The 16,037-nt window shown below is 68.3% G+C and carries 14 protein-coding genes; 7 read left to right on the top strand and 7 right to left on the bottom strand.

Features of this window, described 5'->3' with window-relative positions; translation table 11 throughout:
- Positions 1 to 620: 620 nt before the first annotated feature.
- Positions 621 to 2,720, top strand: a complete 2,100-nt coding sequence (locus N7590_RS19775) for a glycosyl hydrolase family 18 protein (protein ID WP_164242792.1) — start codon at positions 621 to 623, stop codon at positions 2,718 to 2,720.
- Positions 2,721 to 2,835: 115 nt separating this feature from the next.
- On the opposite strand, the gene N7590_RS19770 is transcribed toward N7590_RS19775, so the two are convergent.
- Both N7590_RS19770 and xerD read right to left on the bottom strand, forming a co-directional pair.
- Positions 2,836 to 3,627, bottom strand: coding sequence for a DsbC family protein (locus N7590_RS19770; RefSeq protein ID WP_053508755.1), 792 nt, complete (start codon positions 3,625 to 3,627; stop codon positions 2,836 to 2,838).
- Positions 3,628 to 3,727: 100 nt separating this feature from the next.
- On the bottom strand, positions 3,728 to 4,705 hold the full coding sequence (xerD, locus tag N7590_RS19765) for a site-specific tyrosine recombinase XerD (RefSeq protein ID WP_164242791.1): 978 nt from the start codon (positions 4,703 to 4,705) through the stop codon (positions 3,728 to 3,730).
- 56 nt (positions 4,706 to 4,761) lie between these two features.
- Here xerD and N7590_RS19760 point away from each other — a divergent pair, with 56 nt between their 5' ends.
- Positions 4,762 to 5,253, top strand: coding sequence for an RDD family protein (locus N7590_RS19760; RefSeq protein WP_164242790.1), 492 nt, complete (start codon positions 4,762 to 4,764; stop codon positions 5,251 to 5,253).
- 114 nt (positions 5,254 to 5,367) lie between these two features.
- Here the strand turns inward: N7590_RS19760 and lptG are convergent, their stop codons facing one another.
- Positions 5,368 to 6,474 carry an LPS export ABC transporter permease LptG gene (gene lptG / locus N7590_RS19755; protein WP_164242789.1) on the bottom strand — a complete coding sequence of 369 codons (1,107 nt, stop codon included), beginning with the start codon at positions 6,472 to 6,474 and terminating at the stop codon, positions 5,368 to 5,370.
- A complete protein-coding gene (gene lptF / locus N7590_RS19750) occupies positions 6,471 to 7,553 on the bottom strand; it encodes an LPS export ABC transporter permease LptF (protein ID WP_053508764.1) in 1,083 nt (360 codons plus the stop codon). The genes lptG and lptF overlap by 4 nt, the downstream gene beginning before the upstream one ends.
- A 104-nt stretch (positions 7,554 to 7,657) precedes the next feature.
- On the opposite strand from lptF, the gene N7590_RS19745 reads away from it, so the two are divergent.
- The 4 genes from N7590_RS19745 to N7590_RS19730 all read left to right on the top strand — a co-directional run bounded on the left by N7590_RS19745 (position 7,658) and on the right by N7590_RS19730 (position 13,501).
- Positions 7,658 to 9,136, top strand: coding sequence for a leucyl aminopeptidase (locus tag N7590_RS19745; RefSeq protein ID WP_164242788.1), 1,479 nt, complete (start codon positions 7,658 to 7,660; stop codon positions 9,134 to 9,136).
- An 82-nt stretch (positions 9,137 to 9,218) separates the two neighbouring features.
- A complete protein-coding gene (locus tag N7590_RS19740) occupies positions 9,219 to 9,644 on the top strand; it encodes a DNA polymerase III subunit chi (protein ID WP_004154132.1) in 426 nt (141 codons plus the stop codon).
- 72 nt (positions 9,645 to 9,716) lie between these two features.
- Positions 9,717 to 12,545: a valine--tRNA ligase gene (locus N7590_RS19735; RefSeq protein WP_164242787.1), complete on the top strand. Its 2,829-nt coding sequence runs from the start codon at positions 9,717 to 9,719 to the stop codon at positions 12,543 to 12,545.
- A 134-nt stretch (positions 12,546 to 12,679) separates the two neighbouring features.
- A complete protein-coding gene (locus N7590_RS19730) occupies positions 12,680 to 13,501 on the top strand; it encodes an EamA family transporter (RefSeq protein ID WP_164242786.1) in 822 nt (273 codons plus the stop codon).
- A gap of 104 nt (positions 13,502 to 13,605) precedes the next feature.
- On the opposite strand, the gene rimI is transcribed toward N7590_RS19730, so the two are convergent.
- The 3 genes from rimI to pssA are packed head-to-tail and all read right to left on the bottom strand — an operon-like array spanning position 13,606 to position 15,385.
- On the bottom strand, positions 13,606 to 14,103 hold the full coding sequence (rimI, locus tag N7590_RS19725) for a ribosomal protein S18-alanine N-acetyltransferase (protein WP_164242785.1): 498 nt from the start codon (positions 14,101 to 14,103) through the stop codon (positions 13,606 to 13,608).
- The gene (locus tag N7590_RS19720) at positions 14,100 to 14,612 is read right to left on the bottom strand and encodes a hypothetical protein (protein ID WP_053448740.1); all 513 of its coding nucleotides are present in this window, start codon (positions 14,610 to 14,612) and stop codon (positions 14,100 to 14,102) included. The genes rimI and N7590_RS19720 overlap by 4 nt, the downstream gene beginning before the upstream one ends.
- Entirely contained in the window at positions 14,609 to 15,385 is a 777-nt protein-coding gene (gene pssA / locus N7590_RS19715) for a CDP-diacylglycerol--serine O-phosphatidyltransferase (RefSeq protein ID WP_005415206.1), read from the bottom strand. The genes N7590_RS19720 and pssA overlap by 4 nt, the downstream gene beginning before the upstream one ends.
- 80 nt (positions 15,386 to 15,465) lie before the next feature.
- On the opposite strand from pssA, the gene N7590_RS19710 reads away from it, so the two are divergent.
- Positions 15,466 to 15,840 (top strand): DUF4124 domain-containing protein, encoded by a 375-nt coding sequence (locus N7590_RS19710; protein ID WP_164242784.1) that lies wholly within the window; start codon positions 15,466 to 15,468, stop codon positions 15,838 to 15,840.
- The last annotated feature ends 197 nt before the right edge of the window (positions 15,841 to 16,037 follow it).

The raw sequence follows: 16,037 nt of genomic DNA, 5'->3' as shown, positions 1-16,037 counted from the left end.
TCCACGCCATGCGTGGATGCTCTGCGGCAATGCCGGCCGCTGGCCGGCAACCAGGGAACATCGGAAATCAGGCATTGAAGAGCGAAGCGACCGGCTTCTGCTTTTGATTTCTTGTTCTGCCTTTCGTGGCTGGCCGCGCAGGAACCTGTCAGCGGCCGGGTGGGGGGGGGCAGGCGGGGTGTCCGCGGCATGGACGCCGCGGCCAAGCCCCCAGGGGTGAGGGCGCTTTGCTTGCGAAGCACTGCTTCGCAAGCGCCCGAACGCACAGCCGCCAGCGGCTGGGCCGGTCTGGGGGTTCACGGCGTCCCCGCCTGACCCCACCCACCCGGCCAACCCCCAGAAACCCGCTCTACGCGACCCACCCCAGCCACGAGGGGGCTCCGCTGATGGCCGCCGACCGCGCGCAGCGCCGCCTTCCGCCCGAATCCCCGAACCATGCGCTTGCTCACGGATTGACCACACGATTGATGACAACGTTGTCCCCACCTGGTGCCGGACTCTCTCCCCGGCCTCCCAGGTACCTCCGTCCGCCCCCTCCGTCGCCTTCCCGGGCGACGCCCGGACCTGCGTCACGCGCGGCGCCATCGGGGCCCGCGCGCCCTTTGATCGGAGACTTACCCATGTACGACCCGATTGTGCGCAGTGCCGAACGTTCGACCCGTAGCTGTCGTCCCCGCCGCCTGGCCTGGCTGCTTGCCCTGGCCGCCGGCAGCGTCGCCCTGCCCGGCCTGGCGCAGGCCGCCAGCTGTGCCGGGGTGGCCCAGTGGGACCAGGCCAAGATCTACCGGGCCGGCGATACCCTGCAGAAAGGAGGCGTCCTCTATCGGGCGAACCAGGACATCTGGAACGCGCCGCCGGATCATCCGGCCGGCGCGCCCTACTACACCAACCTGGGTGCCTGCGATGGCAGTGGCAGCAACCAGCCGCCGATGGTCAGCCTGACCTCGCCGGCCAACGGTGCCACCTTCAGCGCCGGCAGCACGGTGAACGTGACCGCCAACGCCAGCGATCCGGACGGCAGCGTCGCCAAGGTCGAGTTCTTCCGCGACGGCAGCTCGCTGGGCATCGCCACCAACGCGCCGTATGCGGCCAGCTGGGCCAATGCCAGCGCCGGCAGCCACACGCTGCGTGCGGTGGCCACCGACAACAACAATGCCACCACCAGCACGCCCACCATCACCATCACCGTCAACGCGGCCGGGGGCGACACCACCGCGCCGAGCGTGCCGGGCGGGCTGGCAGTCGGCACCCGTACCGCCAACAGCATCGCGCTCAGCTGGAGCCCGTCCACCGACAACACCGGCGGCAGCGGCGTGGCCGGCTATGACGTGTACCGCAACGGCAGCCTGGTCGGCTCGCCGTCCAGCGCCAGCTATGTCGATGGCGGGCTGACCGCATCGACCACCTACCGCTACCGCGTGCGTGCCCGCGACAACGCCGGCAATGCGTCGGCACAGGGCACCGAGATCAGTGCCACCACGCTGGCCGGCGACGGCGGCACTACCGGCAAGCGGGTCATCGGTTACTTCACCCAGTGGGGCATCTACGGCCGCAACTACCGGGTCAAGAACATCGACAGCAGTGGCTCGGCCGCGCGCCTGACCCACATCAACTACGCATTCGGCAACGTGCGCAACAACCGCTGCGAAGTGGGCATCACCCAGCCGTCGGATCCGAACAGCGGTGCCGGTGGCGATGCCTTCGCCGATTACACCAAGGCATTCAGTGCCGCCGAGAGTGTCAGCGGCAGCGCCGATACCTGGGACCAGCCGCTGCGCGGCAACTGGAACCAGCTCAAGCAGCTCAAGGCCAAGTATCCGGGCATGAAGGTGCTGATCTCGCTGGGTGGCTGGACCTGGTCGCGCGGCTTCTCCAGCGCGGCCCGCCCGGAAAACCGGCAGGCCTTCGTCGCCTCGTGCATCGATGCCTACATCAAGGGCAACCTGCCGGTGACCGACGGTGCCGGTGGTGCCGGTGCCGCACTGGGCGTGTTCGACGGCATCGACATCGACTGGGAATACCCGGTGGCCTGTGGCATCGAATGCGGCAAGCCGGAAGACAACGCCAACTTCACCGCACTGATGGCCGAGTTCCGCCGCCAGCTCGATGCGGTGCGTCCGGGCCTGTTGCTGACGGTGGCAGTGGGTGCGGGCATCGACAAGATCCGCGTCACCGATCCGGCCGCGTACCACCCGTACCTGGACTACATCAACGTGATGACCTACGACTTCCACGGCGCGTGGGATGCGAAGACCAATCACCAGTCGGCGCTGTTCGATTCGCCGAATGATCCGTCCACCGGCGACCAGAAGCTGTACAACAGCAACGATGCCATCGAGGCCTTCATCAGCCGTGGCGTGCCTGCCGCCAAGCTCAACCTGGGCATCGGCTACTACGGGCGTGGCTGGACCGGCGTGGCCAACACCAACAACGGCCTGTACCAGACCGCAACCGGCGCCGCACCGGGGACCTACGAGGCCGGCATCGAAGACTGGAAGGTGCTGAAGAACCTGGCGTGGCCGGGCTACACCGACAACACCGCCGGTGCCACCTGGATCTATAACGGCAGTACGCTGTGGAGCTTCGACACCCCGGCCAACATCACCCGCAAGATGGGTTACGTGAAGACCCAGGGCCTGGGCGGCGCGTTCGTCTGGGAGTTCAGTGGTGACGATGCACAGGGCACGCTGACCAAGGCGGTCAGTGATGGCCTGAAGTAAGGAAAAAGCCGGGGGCGCATTGTGCGCCCCCGGCCCCTGATCTGTAGCGCCGAGCCATGCTCGGCTGTCACATGTGGAACCGCAGTCGAGCATGGCTCGACGCTACAGTTCCGCGTCAGCGCTTGGCCGACAGCTTTTCCAGCGCTGCGCGCAGCTGTGCCGGCGGCAGGTAGCCACCCAGCTGGGTGCCATCGGGCGCGAAGATCGCCGGCGTGCCGTTCACGCCCAGCTGCTGGCCCAGCGCGTACTGCATGGCCACCGGGTTGGTGCAGTTCTTGGCAGGCACGCTGCCACCGCGCTTGGCATTGGTCAGCGCCTGGCGACGATCGGCCGCACACCAGACCGAGATCATGTCGGTGTAATCCTTGCTGCCCAGGCCCATGCGCGGGAACGCCAGGTACTCGACGCTGATGCCGTTGCGGTTCAGTTCGGCAATGTCCTGGTGCAGCTTGCGGCAGTAACCGCATTCGATATCGGTGAACACGCTGATGGTGTACTTGGCGTTCGGCGCGGCAAACACGATGCGGTCGCCATGGTTGGCCTTGGCCAGCAGGTCGCGGCGGTAGCCGAGCAGGCCTTCGCTGTTGGCCGGGCCCTTGGCACGGGTGTCGTAGGGCTGCGACTGGAACAGGTAGCGGCCATCATCGGACACGTACAGCAGCTGGCCTGAAACGACGACCTCGCGGAAACCGGGGAACGGCGCGGCGCCGATGTAGTCCACCTGGAAGCCGGGATTGAGCGCGGTCAACGCCGCACGCACGGCCTGGTCGGCCGACGCGTTGCTGGCCGAGCTGGCCTTGGCCGCAGCAGCGGCAGGTGCAGGTGCCTTGGCGGCCGGCGGGGCCGGCTGTGCGCAGGCGGTCAGGCTGAGCGCACCGAGCACGGCGGCGATGGCAAATCGAAGCATGGAGCGGTCCGCGACAGAAGAAGACCCCGGATTCTGACACAGCCGCCCGCAGCGGGCCGCGATGCCGCGTACGGCCCGAAGCCGGGATTCAGGCCCCTGCTCAGCCGCGCGGGTGATGGCGGGCGTGCAGTTTCTGCAGGTGTTCGCGGGCCACCAGGGTGTAGATCTGGGTGGTCGACAGCGAACTGTGGCCCAGCAGCATCTGCAGCGCGCGCAGGTCGGCGCCGCGATTGAGCAGATGGGTGGCGAAGCTGTGGCGCAGGCCATGCGGACTGATCCGCGCCGGATCGATCCCCGCGACCTGGGCGTGGCGCTTGACCAGATGCCAGAACGCCTGCCGGGTCAGTGCGTGCAGCGTCGGCTCGATGAACAACGGCGTCTGCCCATCGGCCAGGGCGTGCACCCTGCCCTTGCCGACCAGCTGCGGCCGCGACTGCTGCAGGTAGCGCTCCAGCCAGTGCTGCGATTCCTCGCCCAGTGGCACCAGGCGTTCCTTGCTGCCCTTGCCGGTAACCCGCAGCACGCCCTGGCGCAGGTTGACCGCGGTGGCGGGCAGCAGCACCAGTTCGCTCACGCGCAGCCCTGCGGCATACATCAGTTCGAGCATGGCACGGTCGCGCAGGCCCAGTGCGCTGTCGATGTCCGGCGCCGCCAGCAGTGCATCGATCTGGCTTTCGGCCAGCGCCTTGGGCAGCAGACGTGGCAGTTTCGGTGGGTCCAGCAACGCGCTGGGGTCTTCACCGCGTTCGCCACGGCGTACGCCATCGGCGAAGAACGCACGCAGCGCCGACAGCAGGCGCGCATTGCTGCGCGGCGACCAGCCATGGCGGGTGCGCCAGGCCAAGTAGTCGAACAGCCCGGGACGCTCGATGCCGGCCAGGCCACCGTCGCGCCCATCCATCCAGCGCGCCAGCCCTTCCAGATCGCGCCGATAGCTGTCGAGGGTGGCGCGGGCCAGGCCGTTCTCGGCCCAGATGGCATCGAGGAAGCGCTGGATGCGCGCGCTGTCGTCACCGCGCAGCTCGGGCAGCTGCTGGACCAGCTGGCGGCGTTCGGCAGGAGTGGAAACAAGGGCCATGGGTGAAGGATACGAGGGTGCCAGCGGATGCGGCCAGCATTGCGTATGCTCGGCGCATGTCCCGCCCCGCCACCGACACGGCCCCTGCGGCCGCTACTGGAATGCCGCGCCCGCGCGCCCTGCTGGTCTGGCGCGTGCTGGCCATGGTCTACGACGCACTGCCGGTGCTGGCACTGTGGATGCTGGCCGGCACGCTGTTCACCCTGGCCTACACCCTCAGCGGCCACGTGCAGCGCGAGAACATCGCCCCGTTCAGTGCCTGGCAGTGGCTGCTGTGGGCGGTGTGCTGGGCTGTGACGGGCGGGTATGCAACGGCCAGCTGGCGCCGCGGCGGCCAGACGCTGGGCATGCGGCCATGGCGGTTGAAGCTCGAATCGAGCGATGGCACGCCGCTGCGGCGCGCGCAGCTGTGGCTGCGCTTCGCGGTGGGCACGCTGTCACTGCTGCTGGCTGGGCTGGGCTTCTGGTGGGCATGGGTCGACCCCCAGCGGCTGACCTGGCACGACCGCGCCAGTGGCACCCGGCTGGTGCGGATGCCCAAGCGCTGACCCGCGTTCTGTTGCGTCGAGCCATGCTCGACTGCCTTCTGTGTAGAGTCGAGCCATGCTCGACTCACGCGCAGAGAGCGGAAGGCAGCCGGGCCACGCCCGGCGCTGCAGCACTCAGCCCGACTTGCGTCGGAACAGCAATCCGGACACCGCCAGCATCACGATCGGCGGCAACGCATAGGCAATGCGGTAATCGAACTTCAGCGCGCCGGCCATGCGGCCGAAGAACAGCTGCAGCAGCCAGAAGCCCAGTGCGAACAGGATGCCCAGGAACAGGCGCTTGCCCATGCCGCCGCTGCGCAGCGAACCGAACGCGAACGGCACCGCGGCCAGGCACAGCGCCAGCACGTTCAACGGGTAGAACCAGCGGCTCCAGTAGATATCCTCGAAATCACGGGCATCCAGGCCGTTGCGCTCGCGGTATTCGATGCTGGCCCGCAACTCGGTGATCCTCAGGTTGCGCGGCTTGGCGATCCCCGCGGCCAGCGCGCCGGCATCCAGGCGGGAATTCCACGGCTCCCGTGCCACTTCCTGGCGTGTGGCCGAGCGCTCGCCGAACGTATCGCGGCGCACGCCGGTCAGCACCCAGCCGTCGCGGTCATGCTCGGCAGTGGCAGCATGGGTGATCGAGGCGATCTGTCCGTCTTCGGCGATGCGATACAGGCGCACCTCACGCAGGATCAACCGCGTACCTTTGTCGCCGACCAGCTGTTCCTCGCCGCCGGCAGCGCTGAGGAAGGTGTCGCCCTCACGTGCCCACAGGCCTGCGTAGCGGGTGGTGGCGATGTCCCGGCCCCACTTGGCGCTGGCCTTCAGCGCATCGGCGCGGTCCTGGCCCCACGGTCCCAGCGTCTCGGCGCTGAACACCATCACGGCAGTCAGCAATGACAGCGCGATCGCCACCGAAACGCTCAATCGCCTGCGCGACAGGCCCAGCGCGCGCAGCGCGGTCAGTTCCGAGGTCGCGGCCAGCTGGCCCAATCCCATCAGCGCGCCGATCACCGCAGCCGTGGGGAACATCGTGTAGGCCCGGCGCGGCACGGTGTACAGCACCCAGGCCGCCGCGTGCCCCAGCGTGTAGCCATTCTTGCCGATGTCCTTGAACTCGCCGGAGAAGGCCATCACCACGTCCAGGCCCACCAGCACCGCCCAGGTCAGCAGCACCGTGGTGAACACCGTCCGGCCCAGGTACAGGTCGAAACGCATCGGGCGCAGCCTCATGCGCGGGCTCCCTTCGGTCGGCCCAGGCGGCCATCACGTGCATACATCCAGATCGACAGCGCCAGCAGCGGCAGGGTCAACCACCACAGGCCGATCGCGGCCGGTATCTTGCCGGTGGCGATCCAGCCACTGCCGATGAACATCAGGTTGGTCCCCACCATGTAGGCCATCAGGGCCAGCATCATCCGCCCGTAGCGCTGCTGGCGCGGCGAGCTGCGGCCCAGCGGTACGGTCAGCAGGGCAAAAGCCAGTGCGATCAGCGGTGGCGCCAGGCGGCGGTGCAGCTGGGCCTGCGCCTGCGGGCGCCCATCGCCGATCAGCTGCAGGGTCGGCATCAGTTCCGGATCATCCTCGGTCCGGGTCTGCGCGCCATCAGGCAGGGCAACGTCGTTGCGGGCGAAGGTCGCCAGGCGGTAATCCAGCCCGCCTGCGGCCGGCCCTTCCACCTGGTGCCCATCGTCCAGCTCGAGGAAGCGCTGGCGGGCGCCTTCAAAGAACATCCGGCCACCTGCGGCGGACACCACCTCGATGCGGTCATCCTTCTGCCGCTGCATGAACACCTTGCCCAGCTGGGTGCCGTCGGGCGAGATCGACGACAGGTAGACCACGCCGCCATTGGGCAGCGGGGTGAACCGGCCCGGCTCCAGGCCGGCCATCAGCACGCTGCGGTTGGCCTCAATGATCATCTGCTCGGCCACCCGGCCGGCCCACGGGCCCAGCCACAGCGAGCAGGCACCGACCACCAGCACCACCGGCACCACCAGCATCAGCAGCGGCCGCAGCAGGCGCTTGGGGCCGACGCCAATGGCGGTGATCACCGCCATTTCCGAGTCGCGGTACAGGCGGGCGATGGCCAGCAGCAGGCCCAGCATCAGTGCCAGCGGCAGGATCAGCGGCAGGTAGGCGATGAACTGCAGGCCCAGCTGGGAGAACAGCAGCTTGGCCGGCAGGCGTCCGTCGGCAATGTTGCCGAGGATGTCCACCAGGACGCCGCCCACGCTGACCACGAGCAGGACGATCAGGGTAGCGAGGAAACTCTGGACGAAATCGCCCAGCAGGTATCGGTCGAGCTTCAACATGGGGCGGTGGTTTAAACTCTGGGGTTCGTTCGCGGTGCCGCCCAGTCTACTGTCTGGGCGTAAACGGTCCGCGATTGTACGGACTTGCCAATGGAATCTGCTCAATGGCCCTCGAATTCACCCTGAACCACGTTGCTCCGGCCGCCGCCACCGTTGATTGCCTGGTGGTCGGCGCGTATGCCGACCATACCCTGACTCCCGCCGCAAAGGCACTGGACGCCGCCAGCGGCGGTCGCCTGGCCGCCCTGGCCCAGCGCGGCGACCTGTCCGGCAAGACCGGCGCCACCACCCTGCTGCACGACCTGCCGGGGGTGTCGGCCCCGCGCGTGCTGGTGGTCGGCCTCGGTGAGGCCGCCCGCTTCGGCGTGCCCCAGTACCTGAAGGCCATCGGCGATGCCGTGCGCGCGCTGAAGGCCGGTGCCACCCGCAGTGCACTGTTCACCCTGTCCGAAGTGGCGGTGAAGGACCGCGACGCCGCCTGGGCGATCCGCCAGGCCGTGATCGCCGCCGATCACGCTGCTTACCGCTACACCGCCACCCTGGGCAAGAAGAAGGCCGACGATGCCGGCCTGGCGCAGCTGGCCATTGCCGGTGACGACGCCCAGGCCCTGGCCCAGGGCCAGGCCATTGCCGCCGGTGTCGAGTTCGCCCGCGAACTGGGCAACCTGCCGCCGAACTACTGCACCCCGGCCTACCTGGCCGAAGTGGGCGTGAAGTTTGCCGGCGAGCACGACGGCGCCGAGGCCGAGATCCTGGATGAAACCCAGATGGAAGCGCTGGGCATGGGCTCGCTGCTGGCCGTGGCCCGTGGTTCGGCCAACCGCCCGCGCCTGATCGTGCTGAAGTGGACCGGTGCCGGCGACGCCAAGCCCTACGTGCTGGTCGGCAAGGGCATCACCTTCGATACCGGTGGCGTCAACCTGAAGACCCAGGGCGGCATCGAGGAGATGAAGTACGACATGTGCGGTGGCGCCAACGTCATCGGCACCTTCGTCGCCGCGGTCAAGGCCAAGCTGCCGCTGAACCTGGTGGTGGTGGTCCCGGCAGTGGAAAACGCCATCGACGGCAACGCCTACCGTCCGTCCGACGTGATCACCTCGATGTCGGGCAAGACCATCGAAGTCGGCAATACCGACGCCGAAGGCCGCCTGATCCTGTGTGACGCACTGACCTATGCGCAGCGATTCGAGCCGGCCGCGCTGGTCGACGTCGCCACCCTGACCGGTGCCTGCATGGTCGCCCTGGGCCATCAGACCGCTGGCCTGATGAGCAAGCACGACGACCTGGCCAACGAGCTGCTGGCCGCCGGCGAACACGTGTTCGACCGCGCCTGGCGCCTGCCGCTGTGGGACGAGTACCAGCCGATGCTGGATTCGACCTTCGCCGACGTCTACAACATCGGCGGCCGCTGGGCCGGTGCGATCACCGCCGGCTGCTTCCTGTCGCGCTTCGCCGAAGGCCAGCGCTGGGCACACCTGGACATCGCCGGCGTGGCCAGCGATGAAGGCAAGCGTGGCATGGCCACCGGCCGCCCGGTCGGCCTGCTGAGCCAGTGGCTGCTGGACCAGGTCGCCCGCGCCTGATGCCGTACCCGACCCTGGCCGGCCACCGCCGGCCAGGGCCTCGCCCGGCAACGCCGGGCCCCTGCCTGACCCGGACCCTGCCATGCCCCGCGCCGACTTCTACCTGATCGCCAAGCCCCGCTTCCTGACCGAGCCGCTGCGCCTGGTCTGCGAGCTGGCGCGCAAGGCCAACGACGCCGGGTTGTTCACCCTGGTGCTGGCCCGTGACCAGGCCCAGGCCGAGGAACTGGACGAACTGCTGTGGGCGTTCGATGACGACGCCTACATCCCGCACCAGATCGCCGGCGAGGACATGGACGAGGAAGAAGCGCTGGTGCTGATCGCGGTGCCCGGCACCGAGGCCCCGGCCCGCCCGCTGGTGATCAACCTGCGCGACGATCCCTGGCTGGGCCAGTGCGAGCGCGTGCTGGAGGTGGTCCCGGCCGACCCGGAAGCGCGCGAACCGCTGCGCGAACGCTGGCGCCAGTACAAGGCCGCCGGTTACGACCTGAACAAGCACGACATGTAAGCACGCGCCGGCCCCCTTGATGGGCCGCCGCCGTGCCCTGATCCTTCAACGATTGCCTCCTGGTTCCCCCGCATGACCCAACTCGCCTCCAGCTACGACCCGAAGTCCTTCGAGACCGACCTCTACGAGGCCTGGGAGAAGGCCGGCCACTTCAAGCCGTCCGGCACGGGCGAGCCGTACACCATCCTGCTGCCGCCGCCGAACGTGACCGGCACCCTGCACATGGGCCATGCCTTCCAGCAGACCCTGATGGACGCGCTGGTGCGCTACCACCGCATGCGCGGCTACGACACGCTGTGGCAGGTCGGTACCGACCATGCCGGCATCGCCACCGAAATGGTGGTCAGCCGCAACCTGGCGCTGGAAGGCAAGGGCGAGACCCGCGATTCGCTGGGCCGCGAAGGCTTCATCGGCAAGGTCTGGGAGTGGAAGCAGCAGTCCGGCGACACCATCGAGCGCCAGATGCGCCGGCTCGGCACCTCCGCCGACTGGTCGCGCAGCACCTTCACCATGGACCCGCAGCCGTCAGCCGCGGTCAACGAAGCCTTCGTGCGCTGGTACGAGCAGGGCCTGATCTACCGTGGCCAGCGCCTGGTCAACTGGGACCCGGTGCTGAAGACCGCCATTTCCGACCTGGAAGTGGAGAGCGCCGAGGAAGACGGCTTCCTGTGGTCGATCGCCTACACGCTGGATGAAGGCCTGAGCTACGAGCACGTCGAGCGCGATGCCGACGGCGTGGAAACCCTGCGCGAGACCCGCGATTACCTGGTGGTCGCCACCACGCGCCCGGAAACCCTGCTGGGTGATACCGCGGTGATGGTGCACCCGGAAGACGAGCGCTATGCGCACCTGATCGGCAAGAGCGTGGTGCTGCCGCTGACCGGCCGCCGCGTGCCGGTGATCGCCGACGACTACGTCGACCGTGCGTTCGGCACCGGCGTGGTCAAGGTCACCCCGGCGCACGACTTCAACGATTACGACGTCGGCGTGCGCCACAGCCTGCCGATGATCAACCTGTTCACCCCGGTGGCGGCGCTGAATGAGAATGCGCCGGAACGCTTCCAGGGCCTGGACCGCTACGAAGCGCGCAAGGCCGTGCTGGCCGAACTGGAAGACCTTGGCATCCTGGTCGAGACCAGGGCGCACAAGCTGCAGGTGCCGCGCGGCGACCGTACCGGCCAGGTGATTGAGCCGTACCTGACTGACCAGTGGTTCGTGAAGATGGACGACCTGGCCAAGCGTGGCCTGGAACTGGTCGAGGACGGAAGCATTTCCTTCGTGCCGCCGAACTGGATCAACACCTACCGCCACTGGATGAACAACATCCAGGACTGGTGCATCAGCCGCCAGCTGTGGTGGGGCCACCGCATTCCGGCCTGGTTCGATGCCGCCACCGGCAGCTGCTACGTCGGCCGCAGCGAAGAAGAAGTGCGCGCGAAGCACAACCTCGGCAGCGATGTGGTGCTGAACCAGGAAAGCGACGTGCTGGAGACCTGGTTCTCCTCGCAGCTGTGGCCGTTCTCCACCCTGGGCTGGCCGAACGAGCAGGCCATGGCCGAGCGTGGCTTCGACCGCTACCTGCCGTCGTCGGTGCTGATCACCGGTTTCGACATCATCTTCTTCTGGGTGGCGCGCATGATCATGGCCACCGACAACCTGGTCGGGAAGATCCCGTTCAAGGACGTCTACTTCACCGGCCTGATCCGCGACGGCCAGGGCCAGAAGATGTCCAAGAGCAAGGGCAACGTGCTCGATCCGCTGGACATCATCGACGGCATCACCATCGACGACCTGGTCGCCAAGCGTACCGGCGGCCTGATGCAGCCGAAGATGGTGGAGAAGATCGAGAAGGCCACCCGCAAGGAATTCCCGGACGGCATCGCCGCCCATGGTGCCGACGCGCTGCGCTTCACCATCGCCGCGCTGGCCACCCACGGCCGCGACATCAAGTTCGACATGAACCGCGCCGAGGGCTACAAGAACTTCTGCAACAAGCTGTGGAACGCCAGCCGCTTCGCGCTGATGAACACCGAGGGCGCGGCGTTCAGCGGTGTGCCCAGGCCGCGCACCGATGCCGAGCGCTGGATCCTGGCGCGCCTGGCCGCCACCACCGCCGAAGCGCAGGGCCATTTCGCCGCCTACCGCTTCGACCTGCTGGCACAGTGCCTGTACGAGTTCGCCTGGAACGCGTTCTGCGACTGGTTCCTGGAACTGAGCAAGCCGGCACTGAACGGTGGTGACGCCGCCGACGCCGAGAGCACCCGCCACACCCTGCTGTACGTGCTGGAAGCGCTGCTGCGCCTGCTGCACCCGCTGACCCCGTTCATCACCGAACAGCTGTGGCAGCAGCTGGCCCCGCGCCTGGGCCTGGCCGAGACCACGCTGTCGCTGCGCCCGTACCCGACCGCGGCCGAGTTCGAAGGCGATTTCGCCCAGGCCGAGGCCGACGTGGAATGGCTGAAGGCGGTGATCAGTGCGGTGCGTCGCGTGCGCAGTGAACTGAATGTCGCGCCGTCCAAGCTGGTGCCGCTGCGCCTGCAGGCCGGGCTGGAGCAGGACCGCGTGCGCATCGAACGCTTCAGTGCCTCGCTGTCGTTCCTGCTGAAGCTGGGCAGCATCCAGTGGCTGGCCGAAGGCGAAGGCGCACCGGCTGCCGCCGCCGCGATCGTCGGCGAGCTGAAGCTGCTGGTGCCGCTGGAAGGCCTGGTTGATCTGGATGCCGAGCGCACGCGCCTGGACAAGGAGATCAAGCGCGTGGAAAGCGAGAAGGAAAAGAGCGAGGCCAAGCTGGCCAAGTTCACCGACAAGGTGCCGCCGGCCGTGGTCGAGCAGGAGCGCGTGCGCCTGGTCGACTGGAACACCCAGCTGGCCGGCCTGCAGGAACAGCGCGCGAAGCTGTAACCGCTGCGCTCTGGTGCGTGCCAACCAAGGTTGGCACCTACCACGGCGGGAAAGGTTGGCACCCACCGAAGTGGAATCGGAAACGCCGGGCGATGCCCGGCGTTTCCATTTGCCCCGCATGGCATCATCGGCGGATGCCGCTTTCCATCTTCCTGCTCGTCCTCGCTGCCGCAGCACTGCATGCCAGCTGGAATGCGATCGTCAAGCGCGGGCCGGACAAGTTCCTCGGCACCGTGCTGGTCACCGGCAGCGCTGCACTGCTGTCGGCTGCCGCCCTGCCCTTCCTGCCCGTCCCTGCGGCGGACAGCTGGCCGTGGCTGGCCGCGTCGGTGCTGCTGCAGGTGACCTACTACGGCCTGGTCGCACGCTGTTATCAGCAGGTCGACATGAGCCTGGCCTATCCGCTGATGCGTGGCAGTGCGCCGATCCTGGTCGCACTGGCCGGCACCCTGCTGGGTGAACGGCTGCCACCTGCGGGCTGGCTCGGCGTGGTGCTGGTCAGCACCGGCATCCTGTGCATGGCACTGGGTGCACGAGGCGGCCAACTTCGGTTGCCGCTGCTGACTGCCGCAATGATCGCCACTTACACCCTGGTCGATGCGCAGGGTGCGCGCCAGTCCGGCAGCGCGCTCAGCTATACCTTGTGGTTGTTCCTGCTGTCGGGCATCCCATTGCCGCTGTGGGCGCTGTACACACGGCGCAACGCGGTGCTGGCCTATGCGCGCCAGCACTGGCCGCTGGGCATGGCGGGCGGCGTCGGCACCACCGCCGCGTATGCGATGGCGCTGTGGGCGATGACCCAGGCGCCGGTGGCGATGGTTTCGGCGCTGCGCGAATCCTCGATCCTGTTCGCGCTGCTGATCTCGGTATTCGTACTGCGCGAACGCGTGCCGCGGGTGCGCTGGCTGGCCGCGTCGCTCATCGTGGGCGGCGTGCTTGCACTGCGGATGGCGTGAGGAAAGCGTGCCAACCAAGGTTGGCACCTACCACGGCAGGCGATGTGTCGATCACAGCGGAGACCCATCGGTAGTGCCGGCCGCTGGCCGGCAACCCTTCTGCGCTACAGCGGCGGCATTACCTGCAGGTCGCCGTCGACCAGTTCGATCGCCATCACCAGCGCGTCTTCGCGGCCCTGCGCGGCGGGGTAGTAGCGCGGGCGACGGCCGATCTCGTTGAAGCCTTCGCTGTGGTACAGCGCCAGCGCGGGCGCATTGGACGGCCGCACTTCCAGGAACACGCGCTGCGCGCCGCGGTCTCCGGCCAGCTGCACCAGCGCACGCAGCAACTGGCGGCCGAGCCCCCGCGACTGCGTCGACGGATCGATGCAGACGTTCAGGACATGCGCCTCATCGGCGGCGATGCTGAGCACGCCGTAGCCGATCAGCAGGCCATCGCGCTCCATCGCCAGGCCCGGGTAACCCGCGCGCAGGCAGTCAACGAAGATGCCGCGGGTCCATGGAAACGGATAGCCGCGCACTTCAATCGCCATCACCGCATTGAGATCGCTCTCGCGCAACGCGCGCAGGCTGACCGGGCCGGGCTGGCTGACCGCACTCATGGCGCGCCCCGCTTGCGCAGCGCACGCAGCTGCGGCCACAGCGCGCGCTTGGCGGCCGGGTCGTGGCGCAGCTGGTCCAGGGGCCAACTGTCCATCAGCGCCTGCGTCGCCGGATCATTGGGATTGCAGCCGGACGCACGCAGCAGCGCGATCTGCAGGCGATCCGGCAGGCGCACCACGGGCTGCCGGGCATTGCCGGCCGGCAGCGGACGCGCCGATGCCGGCGCGGTATCGGGTGCGTTGACCGGGGTTTCGCGGCGGGGCGGCGCCGGGCGTTGCAGACCGGGCGACGGCAGAGCCTCGGCGCGGCGTTCGCCCGACGAAGATGCCGCGCTTGCCCGTGCCGGCTGCGTCGGCGGCACGGCGGCCGCCTCGGCTTCGGCCACGCTCAGCTGCAGCGCGGCATCCAGCTCGGCGGCCAGCTGGCCGTCGTGGTAGACGGTGTAGCCCATGGCCTGCAGCCAGGCCTGCTGGGCCGGAGACCACAGCACGGGCAGGTCCTGGCTCACGCCGCCTCGGGCTTCTTGCGCAGGCGCTGCACGGCCCACATCACCGGGCCGGACAAGGCGTACAGGATGCCTACCGCGAACAGCACGCGCGGCAGATCGATGACCGCGATCGCAATGGCCACCGGCACCAACGCCAGCACCAGGAACGGGACGCGATCGGAGCGGGTGCCCTTGGCGGCACCGCCCTTGAAGCTCCAGAAACGGATGCGGCTGACCATCAACAGCGCCGCGATGATCGTCACGGCCAGCGCCACATAGCGCAGCTGGTTGCCGTCCCAGCCCAGGTTGCCATCGGCGAAGGCCCAGACGAAGGACATCATCAGGCCGGCCGCAGCCGGGCTGGCCAGGCCGACGAACCAGCGCTTGTCGACCACCGCCACCTGGGTGTTGAAGCGGGCCAGGCGCAGCGCCGCGCAGGCGGCATACAGGAAGGCCACGGCCCAGCCGACGCGGCCGAGCAGCGGGTCATCGAACTTCAGCCACGACAGCGACCAGTGGTACATCACCAGCGCCGGGGCCATGCCGAAGCTGACCAGGTCGGCCAGTGAGTCGTACTGCACGCCGAACTCGCTGCTGGTGCCGGTCAGGCGCGCCACGCGCCCGTCCAGGCCATCCATCACCGCCGCCACGAACACGGCAATGCTGGCGTTGACGAAATCCCCGTTGGCCGCGGCGATGATCGCGTAGAAGCCAGCGAACAGCCCGGCGGTGGTGAACAGGTTGGGCAGCAGGTAAATCGTGCGCGAACGCGGCGGCGGTGTGATCGGGTCCATGGAATCCAGTTTAATCGACTTGCCAGTGCTCGGTGCCAATGCTGCAATCGGCGTTCTACGCCCATTCTGCGGAGTCTGCCATGCGTGCCCTGTCCTGCCTTGGATGCCTGCTGCTGTTGGCCAGTGCCCACGCCGTGGCCGGTCCGGTCTACAAGTGGAAGGACGCCAATGGCGTGACCCAGTACTCGGAGACCCCGCCCGCGGGCAAGAAATTCGAGACCCGCGAGCAGGCCCGCAGCCCACAGGCCACGGCCGGTACCGAGACCCCAGCCGCGCCGGTGCCGGAGCAGTGCAGCACCGCCCGCGCCAACCTGGCCCTGCTGGAAGGGTCCGGCCAGGTGATGCAGGACACCAATGGCGACGGCAAGCCCGATACCGCGCTGACCCCGGAGCAGCGCACGGCGCAGAAGGGGCTGGCCGACGCGGCCATCAAGGCCTACTGCCCAGCACAGTGAGGGTATCGGCAGGGCTGCGCCCTGCACCTGCCGAAGCAAGGTCAACGTCAAATGCGGCATTCCGTGGGATGGCGGGGCACTGTGGGTTTGCGGGGACGCCGTAAACCCCCAGTCCGGCCCAGCCGCTGGCGGCTGTGCGTTCGGGCGCTTGCGAAGCAGTGCTTCGCAAGCAAAGCGCCCTCACCCATGGGGGCTTG

It is taken from the genome of Stenotrophomonas sp. GD04024, from assembly GCF_029837545.1.
In the GTDB taxonomy this organism is placed as follows: domain Bacteria; phylum Pseudomonadota; class Gammaproteobacteria; order Xanthomonadales; family Xanthomonadaceae; genus Stenotrophomonas; species Stenotrophomonas forensis.
The sequence above is the reverse complement of the archived record's forward strand: the minus strand, read 5'-3'. Positions and strand labels throughout refer to the sequence as shown.